The organism is Pseudomonas sp. IT-196MI5 (assembly GCF_949767415.1).
Lineage (GTDB): Bacteria > Pseudomonadota > Gammaproteobacteria > Pseudomonadales > Pseudomonadaceae > Aquipseudomonas.
In genome coordinates this window covers 483,664-498,328 of the sequence record NZ_CATKPZ010000022.1, presented here as the reverse complement: position 1 = coordinate 498,328, position 14,665 = coordinate 483,664, and the positions used below count along the sequence as shown (strand labels likewise).

Annotated in this window: 11 protein-coding genes and 1 riboswitch; of the genes, 1 reads left to right on the top strand and 10 read right to left on the bottom strand. The window is 61.1% G+C overall.

Going from position 1 to position 14,665, the window contains the following annotated elements; all coding sequences use genetic code 11:
- Positions 1-143 precede the first annotated feature (143 nt).
- From ACM6IK_RS16570 to ltaE, 3 genes are all read right to left on the bottom strand, one after another.
- Entirely contained in the window at positions 144-1,385 is a 1,242-nt protein-coding gene (locus ACM6IK_RS16570) for an aspartate kinase (protein WP_007971040.1), read from the bottom strand.
- A 91-nt stretch (positions 1,386-1,476) separates the two neighbouring features.
- Positions 1,477-4,098, bottom strand: a complete 2,622-nt coding sequence (alaS, locus tag ACM6IK_RS16565; protein WP_414875177.1) for an alanine--tRNA ligase — start codon at positions 4,096-4,098, stop codon at positions 1,477-1,479.
- Between the two features lie 146 nt (positions 4,099-4,244).
- Positions 4,245-5,249 carry a low-specificity L-threonine aldolase gene (ltaE, locus tag ACM6IK_RS16560; RefSeq protein WP_414875176.1) on the bottom strand — a complete coding sequence of 335 codons (1,005 nt, stop codon included), beginning with the start codon at positions 5,247-5,249 and terminating at the stop codon, positions 4,245-4,247.
- Between the two features lie 279 nt (positions 5,250-5,528).
- A riboswitch (FMN riboswitch) is annotated at positions 5,529-5,699 on the top strand.
- A gap of 103 nt (positions 5,700-5,802) precedes the next feature.
- Between ltaE and ACM6IK_RS16555 the strand changes: the two genes are divergently transcribed.
- Positions 5,803-6,312 carry a 6,7-dimethyl-8-ribityllumazine synthase gene (locus tag ACM6IK_RS16555; protein ID WP_218427274.1) on the top strand — a complete coding sequence of 170 codons (510 nt, stop codon included), beginning with the start codon at positions 5,803-5,805 and terminating at the stop codon, positions 6,310-6,312.
- Positions 6,313-6,478: 166 nt separating this feature from the next.
- Here ACM6IK_RS16555 and astE read toward each other — a convergent pair whose 3' ends face one another.
- The 7 genes from astE to ACM6IK_RS16520 form a co-directional block, all read right to left on the bottom strand.
- Entirely contained in the window at positions 6,479-7,489 is a 1,011-nt protein-coding gene (gene astE / locus ACM6IK_RS16550) for a succinylglutamate desuccinylase (protein WP_218427272.1), read from the bottom strand.
- 12 nt (positions 7,490-7,501) lie between these two features.
- The gene (locus ACM6IK_RS16545) at positions 7,502-7,789 is read right to left on the bottom strand and encodes a topoisomerase II (RefSeq protein ID WP_108215213.1); all 288 of its coding nucleotides are present in this window, start codon (positions 7,787-7,789) and stop codon (positions 7,502-7,504) included.
- Positions 7,790-7,850: 61 nt separating this feature from the next.
- Positions 7,851-9,197 carry an N-succinylarginine dihydrolase gene (astB, locus tag ACM6IK_RS16540; RefSeq protein ID WP_223459297.1) on the bottom strand — a complete coding sequence of 449 codons (1,347 nt, stop codon included), beginning with the start codon at positions 9,195-9,197 and terminating at the stop codon, positions 7,851-7,853.
- A gap of 164 nt (positions 9,198-9,361) precedes the next feature.
- Positions 9,362-10,831: a succinylglutamate-semialdehyde dehydrogenase gene (gene astD / locus ACM6IK_RS16535; RefSeq protein WP_414875264.1), complete on the bottom strand. Its 1,470-nt coding sequence runs from the start codon at positions 10,829-10,831 to the stop codon at positions 9,362-9,364.
- Positions 10,828-11,853, bottom strand: coding sequence for an arginine N-succinyltransferase (gene astA / locus ACM6IK_RS16530; RefSeq protein ID WP_414875175.1), 1,026 nt, complete (start codon positions 11,851-11,853; stop codon positions 10,828-10,830). Before astA ends, astD begins: the two co-directional genes overlap by 4 nt.
- 70 nt (positions 11,854-11,923) lie before the next feature.
- Positions 11,924-12,943 (bottom strand): arginine/ornithine succinyltransferase subunit alpha, encoded by a 1,020-nt coding sequence (aruF, locus tag ACM6IK_RS16525; RefSeq protein ID WP_007992774.1) that lies wholly within the window; start codon positions 12,941-12,943, stop codon positions 11,924-11,926.
- A 213-nt stretch (positions 12,944-13,156) separates the two neighbouring features.
- Positions 13,157-14,377 carry an aspartate aminotransferase family protein gene (locus ACM6IK_RS16520; RefSeq protein WP_414875174.1) on the bottom strand — a complete coding sequence of 407 codons (1,221 nt, stop codon included), beginning with the start codon at positions 14,375-14,377 and terminating at the stop codon, positions 13,157-13,159.
- Between the last annotated feature and the right edge of the window lie 288 nt (positions 14,378-14,665).

Here is a 14,665-nt window from a genome sequence, read left to right as displayed (position 1 = left end):
AAAAAGGCACTCGACCCACAACCGGAGCGGTCGCAGCCCTACATGCCTGAGTATTGACTAGCGCGAGCAAAAGAACAGCCTCGGGGGCCACGCCATTCAAAAAAACAAAAGGCGCGGTCAAACCGCGCCTTTTGGCAAACGCATCACTCGCCCTGGCGGGCCGGTGCGTCCAGTTCGAAAGCCGTGTGCAGAGCGCGCACAGCCAGTTCCAGATACTTCTCTTCGATCACTACGGAGACTTTGATTTCCGACGTCGAGATCATCTGGATGTTGATGCTTTCCTTGGCCAGGGATTCGAACATGCGGCTGGCCACGCCTGCGTGAGAACGCATGCCAACGCCGACGATCGACACCTTGGCGATCTTGGTGTCGCCCACGACTTCACGGGCACCCAGCTCGCCAGCGGTCTTTTCCAGCACGGCCTGCGCCGCCTGGTAGTCGTTGCGGTGCACGGTGAAGGTGAAGTCGGTGGTGTTATCGTGCGCGACGTTCTGCACGATCATGTCGACTTCGATGTTCGCGGCACTGATCGGGCCGAGAATCTTGAAGGCAACGCCCGGGATGTCTGGCACGCCACGGATGGTCAGCTTGGCTTCATCGCGGTTGAAAGCGATACCGGAAATGATCGGCTGTTCCATGGTTTCCTCTTCATCAATAGTAATGAGGGTGCCCGGACCCTCCTTGAAGCTGTGCAGTACGCGCAGCGGAACGTTGTACTTGCCGGCGAACTCGACCGCGCGGATCTGCAACACCTTGGAACCGAGGCTGGCCATTTCCAGCATCTCTTCGAAGGTGATCTTGTCCAGGCGCTGAGCCACGGACACCACACGCGGGTCAGTGGTGTAGACGCCGTCGACGTCGGTGTAGATCTGGCATTCGTCAGCCTTCAGGGCTGCCGCCAGCGCCACGCCGGTGGTGTCGGAACCGCCACGACCGAGGGTGGTGATGTTGCCGTGCTCGTCGACGCCCTGGAAACCGGCGACCACCACCACACGACCCGCCTTCAGGTCACCGCGAATCTTCTGGTCATCAATCTGCAAGATACGCGCTTTATTGTGCGCGCTGTCCGTCAGGATCCGCACCTGGTTGCCGGTGTACGACACCGCCGGCACGCCGCGCTTGATCAGCGCCATGGCCAACAGGGCAATCGTCACCTGCTCACCGGTGGAAACGATCACGTCCAGCTCGCGCGGAACCGGTTGGCCGTCGCCACTGATTTGCTTGGCCAGATCGATCAGACGGTTGGTTTCGCCGCTCATTGCAGACAGCACAACCACCAGGTCATCGCCGGCATCGCGGAATTTCTTAACCTTGTCGGCGACCTGCTCGATTCTCTCGACGGTGCCGACCGAGGTGCCTCCAAATTTCTGTACGATCAAAGCCATTTCAAAGCCGCCTCTGCCCATGAAGGGCGCCCAAATAATCACTCGAACAGTATGGCGGCCCACCACTAGACTGCGGGCCGCAAGTACTGCCTTATAGACCCTGCTCTACAAACGGAACGGTCAGGGCCAGTGCCGCATCCAGTGCGCCAGCGTCGGTACCGCCGCCTTGCGCCATGTCTGGACGACCACCGCCCTTCCCGCCCACTGCCGCAGCGGCTTGCTTCATCAAATCACCGGCTTTGAGTTGGCCAGTCAGGTCTTTGGTTACGCCTGCAACCAGAACGACCTTTTCCTCATGGACACTGCCGAGCAGGATCACTGCGCGGCCGAGTTTGTTTTTCAGTTGATCGACCAGCGCCAGCAGCGCCTTGCCATCCTGACCGTCCAGACGCACAGCCAGCACTTTCACGTCCTTGACGTCCTGCGCCTGGGCCGACAGATCGTCGCCCGCGGCACTGGCAGCCTTGGCTTGCAACTGCTCGAGTTGCTTCTCCAGCAGACGGTTGCGCTCCAGCACAGCCGACAGCTTGTCGATCAGGTTGTCGCGGCTTCCCTTGACCAGACTGGCCGCTTCCTTGAGTTGTTCTTCCGCCGCGTTCAAGTAGGCCAGCGCTTGCGCACCGGTAACGGCTTCAATACGACGCACACCCGATGCCACACCGCCTTCGCTGATGATTTTCAGCAGGCCGATGTCACCGGTGCGGTTGGCGTGGATGCCGCCGCACAGTTCGACGGAAAAATCGCCCATGCTCAGCACGCGCACACTGTCGCCGTACTTCTCGCCGAACAGCGCCATGGCGCCTTTTTGCTTGGCGGTTTCGATATCGGTCTCTTCGGTTTCAACCTCGGAGTTCCTGCGGATCTCGGCGTTGACGATTTCTTCCAGCGCCTTGATCTGCTCAGGCTTGATGGCTTCGAAGTGACTGAAGTCAAAACGCAAGCGCTGACTGTCGACCAACGAACCTTTCTGTTGAACGTGATCGCCCAGCACCTGGCGCAATGCAGCATGCAGCAAGTGCGTCGCCGAGTGGTTCAACGACGTGGCGTGACGCACCTCGGCGTCAACGTGGGTCTCGACCGGCGCACCGACGATCAGGCTGCCCGAATCCAGGATACCGTGGTGCAGGAATGCACCGCCGGTCTTGGTGGTGTCACGCACGTCGAAACGCGCGCTGCCCGCCTGCAGGTAACCGCAATCACCGACCTGGCCACCGGACTCGGCGTAGAACGGCGTCTTGTCGAGAACGATCACGCCCTCATCGCCTTCGCTCAATACGTCGACCGACTGGCCATCCTTATACAGCGCAACGATTTTGGCGGAACCGCTGTGAGCGATGTAACCGGTGAACTCGGTGGCCACGTCAACCTTGACCAGGCTGTTGTAGTCCATGCCGAAGGAACTGGCGGAACGGGCACGGACGCGCTGGGCCTCCATCTCACGCTCGAAACCTTCTTCGTCGATGGTCAGGCTGCGCTCGCGAGCGATGTCGCCGGTCAGGTCCATCGGGAAACCGTAGGTGTCATAGAGCTTGAACACTACGTCGCCCGGTACCACGTCGCCTTTGAGTTCGGCCAGATCCTGCTCGAGGATCTTCAGGCCCTGCTCCAGGGTCTTGGCGAATTGCTCTTCTTCGGCCTTCAGCACGCGCTCGATGTGCGCCTGCTGGGATTTCAGTTCCGGGAAAGCTTCGCCCATCTCGGCAACCAGGGCCGCGACGATCTGGTAGAAGAAGCTGCCCTTGGCGCCCAGCTTGTTACCGTGACGGCAGGCGCGACGGATGATCCGGCGCAGCACGTAACCGCGGCCTTCGTTGGACGGCAGCACACCGTCGGCGATCAGGAAGCCGCAGGAACGGATGTGGTCAGCCACCACTTTCAGCGAAGCCTGGGCGTCGTTGGTGCAGCCGATGGCCTTGGCCGACGCGCTCAGCAGGCTCTGGAACAGGTCGATTTCATAGTTCGAGTGAACGTGCTGCAGCACGGCACTGATCCGCTCCAGGCCCATGCCGGTGTCGACCGACGGCGCTGGCAGCGGGTGCAACACGCCATCGGCGGTGCGGTTGAACTGCATGAACACGTTGTTCCAGATTTCGATGTAGCGGTCGCCGTCTTCTTCCGGCGAGCCCGGTGGGCCGCCCCAGATGTCGGCGCCGTGATCGTAGAAAATCTCGGTGCAAGGACCGCACGGGCCGGTATCGCCCATGGTCCAGAAGTTGTCGGAGGCGTACGGCGCGCCCTTGTTGTCGCCGATGCGCACCATGCGTTCGGCCGGAACCCCGATGTCCTTGGTCCAGATGTCGTACGCCTCGTCATCGCTGGCGTAGACGGTGACCCAGAGCTTTTCCTTCGGCAGGTTCAACCACTTGTCGGACGTCAGGAAGTTCCAGGCGTAGGTGATGGCATCACGCTTGAAATAATCGCCGAAGCTGAAGTTACCCAGCATTTCGAAGAAGGTGTGGTGACGGGCGGTATAACCGACGTTTTCCAGGTCGTTGTGCTTGCCGCCGGCGCGCACGCATTTCTGGCTGCTGACCGCGCGGGTGTACGCGCGCTTTTCCTGGCCCAGGAAGCAGTCCTTGAACTGGTTCATCCCCGCGTTAGTGAACAGCAGGGTTGGGTCGTTGCCCGGAATCAAAGAGCTGGAGGCTACACGGGTGTGGCCTTGCTCTTCGAAGAAGCGAAGGAAGGCTTCACGGATTTCTGCGCTTTTCATTAGGTTCTTCCACGGAGGCTGCGGCCAAAGGCCTGTTCGAAACGTCAACAGACGAAGCGACGGCAAAGGGCCGCATTATATCGGCGTTAGTGACTAGGTACAGTGTGTTTGTACGTTGCAAACACTCATTTAGACGGTTAACGCCGTCACTTGCCAGAAAAGTCGACGAATGTCGCGACGACTTGCTCGATTTGCCCACGGCTGACGTCCATGTGCGTGACCATGCGCAGACGGGCGGCGGCACTGAGCTTGATCCCGCGATCGGCGGCAAACACCTTGATCGCCTCGGCCTTGTCGCCCATCTGCACATAAACCATGTTGGTCTGCACCGGTTCGACTTCGAACCCCGCCGCCCGCAGGCCTTCGGCCAGCAATAGCGCGTTGGCGTGGTCGTCGGCCAGGCGTTCTACATTGTGATCCAGCGCATACAGGCCTGCCGCCGCCAGAATCCCGGCCTGACGCATGCCGCCACCGACCATTTTGCGCAGGCGCCGCGCCTTGCCGATCAGCTCGGCCGAGCCGCACAGCACCGAACCCACCGGGGCGCCCAGCCCTTTGGACAGGCAGACCGAGACGGAATCGAAATATTGAGTGATTTCCCGGGCATCCACACCCAGCTTCACTGCCGCGTTGTACAAGCGTGCGCCGTCCAGGTGCAATTGCAAACCGTGTAAGCGGGTAAAACTGCGCGCCCGGGCCAGGTATTCCAGCGGCAGGACTTTGCCCTGCATGGTGTTTTCCAGCGCCAGCAAGCGGGTGCGGGCAAAGTGGAAGTCATCCGGCTTGATCGCCGCCGCGACCTGCGCCAGGTCCAGCGAACCATCGTCCTGCACTTCCAGCGGTTGCGGCTGGATCGAACCGAGCACCGCCGCGCCGCCACCTTCGTACTTATAGGTGTGAGCCTGCTGGCCGACGATGTACTCGTCACCGCGTTCGCAGTGGGCCATCAAACCCAGCAGATTGCTCATGGTGCCGGTCGGCACGAACAGCGCGGCGGCGAAGCCCAGGCGCTGGGCAAGTTCGGCTTCCAGACGATTGACCGTCGGATCTTCGCCATACACGTCATCGCCGGTGGCGGCCTTGGTCATTGCGTCGAGCATGCCGGCGCAAGGTTGGGTGACGGTGTCGCTGCGAAGATCGATAACGCTCATGAATCCGGCCTCGGTAAGCAGGGGAAATCCCTTTCAGGAAAGAATTACTGCGGGCATGGCGCCGATTAATCAACCCTTGAACGAAGAAACCTTCGTGAACGCGCGATCCATGTGGGAGCGAGCTTGCTCGCGATGGCAATGGATCAGCCAACATCGATGCTGAATGTACCGCCGTCATCGCGAGCAGGCTCACTCCCACAGTTTAGTGACCGGTATTGGCCATGCATGGCGCGCAAATATGTGATAAAAACGCTACGCCGCCAAACATTCCGGCGGCAAAAACGTTCTCAGGGCGGGGTGCAACTCCCCACCGGCGGTAATTGCGCGCAATGCGCATAGCCCGCGAGCGCTTGGTGACAGCACCGCTTCGGCAGTGCCTGACAGCAAGGTCAGCAGACCCGGTGTGATCCCGGGGCCGACGGTCATAGTCCGGATGAAGAGAGAACGGGATTGACAACAAAGGGCCGTCCGCCGGCATTCGTGCGAGCGTGCGTACCCTCAGATCCCCTTCGATTCATAACGCCCTGTTTTTCACACAAACAGGAGTCAGAACATGCAACCCACCGCAATCGACAGCAAAAGCAAACACCATCACGGCGAGCGCGTTGCGTTCATCCAGGCCTGCTGGCACAAGGATATTGTCGACCAGAGCCGCAAAGGTTTCGTCGCCGAAATGATTGCCCAGGGTTATCAGGAATCCGACATCGATTTCTTCGAAGTCGGCGGTGCCTTTGAAATGCCCCTGCACGCCAAGTTGCTGGCCAAGACCGGTCGTTATGCCGGCATCGTCGCGGCAGCCCTGGTGGTGGACGGCGGGATCTACCGTCACGAGTTCGTCGCCCAGTCAGTGGTCAGCGGCCTGATGCAGGTTCAGCTGGAAACCGAAGTGCCGGTGTTCTCGGTGTCCCTGACCCCGCACCACTTCCATGCCGGCGAAGAGCACCAGAAGTTCTTCTTCGAGCATTTCGTGCATAAAGGCCAGGAAGCGGCGAAGACCTGTGCGGATACGCTGATGAAGATCCGCAGCCTGCGCCGTAGTGAGCCGCGTGCGGTAGCGGTCTAAGCACAAAACCCGTGATCTGGGTGATACTTCTGGCTTCACCCAAATCAACTGTGGGAGCGAGCTTGCTCGCGATAGCGGTGGTTCAGTCAACATAAATATCGACTGGTCGTCCGCCATCGCGAGCAAGCTCGCTCCCACAGGGTTCTATGTCATGCCTGAGATTGGTTCAGGCCAGGTTTTCGTCGGTGGTCGGCACGACCAGGATGCCGGCACGCAAACCGTTCTTCACCCTGGGGTTCGGGAAGATGATCCGGGCGCCCTCCTCCTCGATGATCCAGCGGGTGTTGGCGATGTCTTCCGCCAGCAGATAACCCACTTCCAGCTCCGAAAAGTTCTCGATGTCCGCCGGCAGGTTCAGGCGGAAGCTGTCGCTGTGCTTGATGATTTCCCGCGCCACGCTGTACAGCTGCAAACCGTCCAGTGCTTTGTCAGTCAATTCCGGCTCGGTACCTTCGATGATCTGCTTGAGACGCGCCTCCAGCAGCGAGACATTGACCCCGGCGTTCTGCCCGAATGGCCGCGCCTTGCCGAGTTCCAGGGTGAAAGCCTCGGCACCGAGCTTGTCATAGGTGTAGGCGCTGAACACGATGGACGGCTTGTTCTGCAGCAACACCGCTTCCATGCCGGCGGCGCGCAGGCGCGCCAGTTCCTGGCGCGAATGCTGGCGGTCTTCTTTCCACGGGTACAAGGCGAACTGCTCGATTTTCGAGCCGCGAATGGCCGTGTGCAGGTCGTAATGCAGGCGCTGACGATCAGGCAGGCTGAAGAAACTCGCCGCCAACCGCTCCAGTTCACAAGCACGCAAGGCTTCGGAGCCACTGCTTTGCTCATGACGGCCATTGAACAGCCGATTGACGTCCTGCTCGACGAAACGCTCGCCCTTGCGAATCGCCTCGGGGTTGCCGAACAGGAACAGAATACGTGCGCGCGGCTTCAAGTCGCCGCGGGCAATGTCGTGCAACAGGCGATCGAGCAACTCGATCGGCGCTGTTTCATTGCCGTGGATCCCCGCCGACAGCAGCAGGTCCAGGCCATTGTCACGCGCCTCAGGCGGCCGGACTTCCAGCGCACCTTCGCTCAACCAGCGCATGCGCACGCCTTCGACAGTCAGTTGAGTCTTCTCCGCCGGTTCGCGGCCGGCGAGGGTCAGTTCAAGCAGTTTGCCGAGGGCGAGCATAGAGCGGTTTCCTTAGTGATCGTGGTTGCAATCCGGGCCGTGAACATGCTCCTCGTCGGTGAGGTCGGCAGGTTCCATCTCCAGTTGCAGACTTACCAGATTAGTCGCCAACGGGCGCAGCAGCAGGTTGGCGTATTCGGCATCGCCTTCTTCGACGTCCACACCGATCAGCAGCTGGCCGCGGCCGTCCTGCTGGATCCACAGCTCTTTGCCTTGCCACATGACCGCGACGCGGGTGCAGGAAGTCTCCAGTTGCGTGCCGTCGGTGTCTTCAAGGATCAGCTGCAGGGTATCGCTCATGTCTTTACGCTCTCGTTTGAGATGAAGCAGCGCGCTGCCATACAGGGCGGCGCGCCGTCGATCAATTGATCTGGAATGGATAAACCGCGCCCAGTTTAAGGATTTGCGTCAGTTCATCCAGTGCCGTCCGGCACTCGAGCAGCAATTGCGGGTCCGCCAGATCGTTTTCGGTCATGCGGTCGCGGTAGTGCTTCTCGACCCATTCGGTCAGTGTGCCGTACAACGGCGCCGTCATGATAACCCCTTGATTGACCGCCGCCAGCTCGGTTTCGTTGAGTGCGACGCGCAACCGCAGGCAAGCCGGGCCACCGCCGTTCTGCATGCTCTGCTTGAGATCGAAGACTTTCACTTCGCGGATCAGGCCGCCGGAGCTGGTCAAACCCTGCAAGTATTGCCAGACACGCTCGTTGCCACGGCACTCTTCCGGCACGATCAACAGCATGGAACCGTCAGGACGCGAGAGCAGTTGGCTATTGAACAGGTAGGAACGAACCGCGTCTTCCACGCTTACCGCGGAACGCGGTACGCAGACTGACTGAAATTTCCCACCGACTTTGGCGAGTTTGCTCTGCAATTCAGCGAGCATTTTCTCGGTCTCGAGGAACGCGTCCTCGTGATAGAACAGCACTTCGCCGTTGCCGACCGCGATCACGTCGTTGTGGAACACACCCTGATCGATCACCGACGGGTTCTGCTGGGCATAGACCACGCCGTCATCGCTCAAGCCGTGCAAACGGGCAACGGCCTGGGACGCTTCAAGGGTCTGGCGCGCCGGGTACTTCTGCGGAGCCGGGTAGCGGGTGTCGAACGCGCTGCGGCCAAACACGAAGAACTCGACACCGGCTTCGCCGTATTCACGGCAGAAACGCGTGTGGTTGGCCGCGCCTTCGTCACCGAACTGCGCCACGGCCGGCAAGGCGGCGTGGTGGGCGAAGTGTTTCTGGTCAGCGAACATCGCCCCCAGCACGCGGCTGGTGGTCGGGTGTTCGATGCTGCGGTGGTATTTGCAGTTGAGGTTGGCAGCGGTGAAATGCACGCGACCGTCAGCGGTGTCGGCGCTCGGGCTGACGGTGGCGGCGTTGGCCACCCACATGCTCGACGCCGAGCAACTGGCCACCAGCAGCGGCATCGCCTCTTTGGCGGCGCGCTCGATCACCTGCGCATCGGTGCCGCCAAAGCCCAGGCGACGCAGTGCGGCCACATCCGGGCGCTCTTGCGGTGCCAGTACGCCTTGCTGGAAACCCATTTCCATCAGCGCTTTCATTTTTGCCAGGCCTTGCAGCGCCGCTTCCTTGGGGTTGGAAGATTGCTGGCTGTTGCTCTGGGACGCGACGTTGCCGTAGGACAGGCCGCCGTAGTTATGGGTCGGCCCCACTAGACCGTCAAAATTGACTTCATAGGATTTCATCGGCGAGGCTCCACGAGAATCTGTTGTTATAGGCTTCTGGTAACAATTGAGTAAGACCGAGGCGCGGCCATCGCGAGCAAGCTCGCTCCCACAGGTTCGGTGGTGTTCACAAATTTTGTGTACGACACAAATCCTGTGGGAGCGAGCCTGCTCGCGAATGGGCGCTACGCCATCTTCACGCCAGGCGTGAGAGTGGCAGGCATCACCAAACTCGGGGTTTCCAGCGAGGCCACCGGGTACGCGCAGTAATCCGCCGCGTAATAGGCACTGGCGCGGTGGTTGCCCGAGGCGCCGACGCCGCCGAACGGCGCACTGCTCGCGGCACCGGTCAGCTGCTTGTTCCAGTTGACGATACCGGCACGGCTTTCCAGCCAGAATTGCTGATAACGCGCTTCGGAGTCCGACAACAGACCGGCGGCAAGACCGTAGGCGGTGTCGTTGGCTTCAGCGATCGCCGCTGCAAAATCAGCGTAGCGGATCACCTGCAGCAACGGGCCGAACAGCTCTTCGTCAGGACGATCGGCGACAGCGGTCACATCCAGAATGCCCGGGGTCAGCAAGGCCGATTGAGCCTGAGGCTGCGTCATTTCCAGCAGCGCCACGGCGCCGTTGGCCAGCAGGTGTTCTTGCGCATCCATCAACGCTTTCGCAGCGCCAAGGGAAACCACCGAGCCCATGAACGGCGCCGGTTGCTGATCGAAGGCACCGACTGAAAGAGTCGAGCTGACCGCCACCAGGCGCGCCAGCAGCGAGTCACCCCAGGCACCTTGCGGCACCAGCAAGCGCCGGGCGCAGGTGCAGCGCTGGCCGGCGGAGATGAACGCCGACTGAATAATGGTGTACACCGCGGCATCGAGGTCCGCGACCTGATCGACCACCAGCGGGTTGTTACCGCCCATCTCCAGCGCGAGGATCTTGTCCGGACGACCGGCGAATTGCTGGTGCAGGTGATTGCCGGTGCGGCTGGAGCCGGTGAAGAACAGGCCGTCGATGCCCGGGTTCGCCGCCAGGGCGATACCGGTTTCGCGAGCGCCTTGCAGCAAATTCAATACGCCGGCCGGCAGACCGGCCTCGATCCAGCACTTGACCGTCAGCTCGGCGACTTTCGGTGTCAGCTCGCTAGGTTTGAACAGCACGCTGTTACCGGCCAGCAGTGCCGGCACGATATGGCCGTTCGGCAGGTGACCCGGGAAGTTGTAAGGACCGAACACCGCCACCACACCGTGTGGTTTGTGGCGCAGCACAGCGGTGGCGTCGCCCAGCGGGCCGCTCTTCTCGCCGGTACGTTCGCGGTAGCTCTGCACCGAGATGGCAATCTTGTTGACCATACTGGTGACTTCGGTCGCCGCTTCCCACAGGGGTTTGCCGGTTTCCTCGCCGATGGTACGGGCCAGTTCGTCCGCGTGAGTCTTCAGGGCAGCAGCAAAGGCTTCCAGCACCGAAATACGTTCTTCCAGGGTACGCCGGGCCCAGCCCGGGAACGCCTGACGCGCCGCTTGCACAGCCGACTCGACCTGAGCGGCGGTGGCACCGGTGCCGGACCACAGCACCTGCTGGGTCACCGGGTTCAGCGACTCGAAGGCTTCGCCCCCACCTGCCAGCCATTCACCTGCGATGTAAAGCGACTTCATTATTTCGACTCCCGAGCTGCGGACAACGCCACGGCGCGCACTTGATCGCCAGCGTTGAGTTGAAGACGTTTGGCGGTCTTCGAATCGACCACCAGGGTACCGGCGGCCAGACGTGCCGGAGCGGCAGTGATGCGGCAGTCTTCGCGCTTGCGGTTGTGAATGATGAATGGCGTGGCGTCGTCACCCGGCGTGCCAATGGCCAGCACCAGCGCCTGGCTGTCACGCACGGCGCGGATCTTGCCGGTTTCGCACTCGATGGCCGGGCCGGCGTCGAAAATGTCGACGTAGCCCTGGTAGCTGAAACCTTCGCTCTTGAGCATGGCCAGCGCCGGCTCGGTGTCCGGGTGCACCTGACCGATGACGCTGCGCGCTTCCGGCGACAGGAAGCAGGTGTACAAAGGGAATTTCGGCATCAGTTCGGCGATGAACGCCTTGTTGCCCACGCCGGTCAGGTAGTCGGCCTGGCTGAACTCCATCTTGAAGAAGTGCCGGCCCAGGCTTTCCCAGAACGGCGAACGCCCGGCTTCGTCGGAAACACCGCGCATTTCGGCGATGATCTTGTTGCCGAACAGTTGCGGGAACTCGGCGATGAACAACATCCGCGCCTTGGACAGCATGCGACCGTTGAGGCCACTGCGGTAATCGGCGTGCAGGAACAGCGAGCACAGCTCGGAGTTGCCGGTCAGGTCGTTGGCCAGGAACAGCGTCGGGATTTCACGATAGATGTTCAGCTCTTGCGAAGCGCTGACCGTCAGACCGACCCGGAAGTTGTACCAGGGCTCACGCAGGCCGACGGCGCCGGCAATGGCAGAAATACCCACCACGCGGCCGTCGTCATCTTCGAGCACGAACAGATAGTCCGCATCGCCCCGCCCGGCTTCGCCGCGAAAGGTCTTCTCGGCCCAGCCGACCCGATGGGCCAGCCGCTCTTCGTTGGCCGGCAAGGTGGTCAGGCCGGTGCCGGTGCTGCGGGCCAGGTCGATCAGAGCGGGTAAATCGCTGCTGCGTACGGGACGAACGATCATGCTATCTCCTCAAACGGGCCGCTTGCGCCACCCGTGAAACTTCGCTGCTTTCTAGGCATCAATTGCGACGTTAAACCGCCACCAGGCGCACGCTGGCACCCTCGCCGACGCCCAGGGCTTCGGCTGCTTCCAGGTCCAGGGTCACCGGTTTACCCGGCGCGTAGTCAAGCTCGAGCATGACCGCGCGGTAGTCCTGCAACTGGGCATTGGCAACCAGATACTGGCGACCGACGCCTTTGACCGGCTCGCCGATCTTCACCGGCACTACACGGCTCTGGGCGATCGAACGGATCCCCGAGACACGGGCATGCAGCGTCGGGCCGCCGTCGAAGATGTCGATGTAGTGATCGGTTTCGAAGCCTTCGCGCATCAGGATGTCGAAGGTGATCTGCGCCCGCGGGTGCACCTGGCCCATGGCTTCTTGCGCGGAGTCAGGCAGCAGGGGCACGTAGATCGGGTAATGCGGCATCAGTTCGGCGAGGAACGTCCGGCTCTTCAGGCCGCACAGACGCTCGGCTTCAGCGTAGTTGAGGTCGAAAAAGTTGCGACCGATGGCATCCCAGAATGGCGAGTCGCCGTTTTCATCGCTGTAACCGACGATCTCGGTCACCACCGAATCGGCAAAACGCTCCGGATGGCTGGCGACGAACAGCAGACGGCCACGGGAATTGAGCTCAGCCCAAGGCGAACCCACCAGCTCGCGCTGCACGTAGAAGCTGGTCAGCAAACTGTTGCCGGTCAGGTCGTGACACTGCGAGAGCACGTGGATCTTGTTGTGAATCTTCAGCTCGCGGGAAGCGTGCACGAACGTTTCGTTGCGGAAGCTGTAGAACGGCTCGGAGTAACCGGCCGACGCCACGATGGCCGAGCAACCGACCAGCTTGCCGGTGGCAGAGTCTTCGAGGACGAAGAAATAGCTTTCCTCACCGTTGAAGCTCACTTCAGCGGCGAACGAGGCTTCGCTTGCCGCGATCTTGTCGCTCAGGCGTTCAACGTCATCCGGCAAGGAAGTGACACCAATCGGGCTGTCCGCAGCCAGACGCTGTACCTCGCCCAGATCAGCCATTTGCGCGGGGCGCATCACCAGCATGGTGTCACTCCTTTATCCAAAAATTACAGAGAAAAAAACCTGGCCTGCCTGAGAGACACTGTGGGAGCGAGCTTGCTCGCGATGGCGTCCTGTCAGGCAACGAAGATGTTGGCTGTCAGGCCCTCATCGCGAGCAAGCTCGCTCCCACATAAAAGCGGGGCCGGCATAAAAAATTGGGTTCGACGCCTGAAAGGTCAGGCGTCGAAGGGTCTATCAGGCTTGCGTCAGTTTTGCTGCAGCACGTTCGAAGCGGTCCAGGCCGGCATCGATATCGGCGTCTTCCACCACCAGGCTTGGGGCGAAACGCACCACGTCCGGGCCGGCTTGCAGAACCATCAGGCCTTCTTGCTCGGCGGCGTTGAAGATGTCCTTGGCCTTGCCTTTCCAGGCATCGCTCAGCACACAGCCGATCAACAGGCCCATGCCGCGGACCTTGGTGAACAGGCCGTACTTCTCGCCGATCTGCTCAAGGCGCGCCTTGAACTTGTCGTGCTTGGCGTTGACGCCAGCCAGCACTTCAGGGGTGTTGATCACGTCGATCACGGCTTCCGCGACCGCGCACGCCAGCGGGTTGCCGCCATAAGTGGTGCCGTGGGTGCCGACGACCAGGTGTTTGGCCAGGTCTTCGGTGGTCAGCATCGCCGCAATCGGGAAACCACCGCCCAGGCTCTTGGCGCTGGTCAGGATGTCCGGGATCACGCCGTAATGCTGGTAGGCGAACAGATGGCCGGTACGGCCCATGCCGGTTTGCACTTCGTCGAAAATCAGCAGCGCGTCGTGCGCGGTGCAGAGTTCGCGGGCACCTTGCAGGTATTCCAGTTCAGCCGGGATCACACCGCTTTCGCCCTGGATCGGCTCCAGCACCACGGCGCAAGTCTTGTCGGAAATGGCGGCTTTCAGCGCGGCCAGATCGTTGTACGGCACATGGGTGATGCCGGTGATTTTCGGACCGAAGCCATCGGAGTACTTCGACTGGCCACCGACGTTCACGGTGAACAGGGTACGGCCGTGGAAGCTGTTGAGCGCGGCGATGATTTCGTACTTCTCGCTGCCGAAACGGTCGAAGCCGACGCGACGGGCCAGCTTGAAAGCGGCCTCGTTGGCTTCGGCGCCGGAGTTGCAGAAGAAGGCACGATCGGCAAACGTGGCGTCGACCAGCTTATGGGCCAGGCGCAGGGCCGGCTCATTGGTGAACACGTTGGACACGTGCCACAGCTTGTTCGCCTGCTCGGTCAAGGCACCGACCAGCGCCGGATGCGCGTGGCCCAATACGTTAACGGCAATCCCGCCGGCGAAGTCGATCAGCTCGCGACCGGACTGGTCCCAGACGCGGGAACCGGCGCCACGCACAGGAATGAATGCGGCAGGCGCATAGTTGGGAACCATTACCTGATCGAAATCGGCGCGTTGTACCGCAGCGTGCTCAACGGACATCGGAGTCTCCTGAAGAGAAAACACTCGCCTGAAACTGGCGAGCTTGGTGAGGATTGTAAGGACAGTTTTCAGCCCGGCCTTGCCGCCAAGCGACAACTTCTTATAGCGCAAACCCCGGATTTTCCCGGGTTTACGGCAATGCGACATATAGGGTCGCAAAGGCGCAGTTTAAACTGCCCGGCGGGGTTAGAGGCAGGGTTGTCGGGATTTGATTTCGAGTACTCGCTCACCCCCTAACTATGTACCGCACCCTGATCGTCACTTGCTGATTTCCTTGGCACTCTCTAA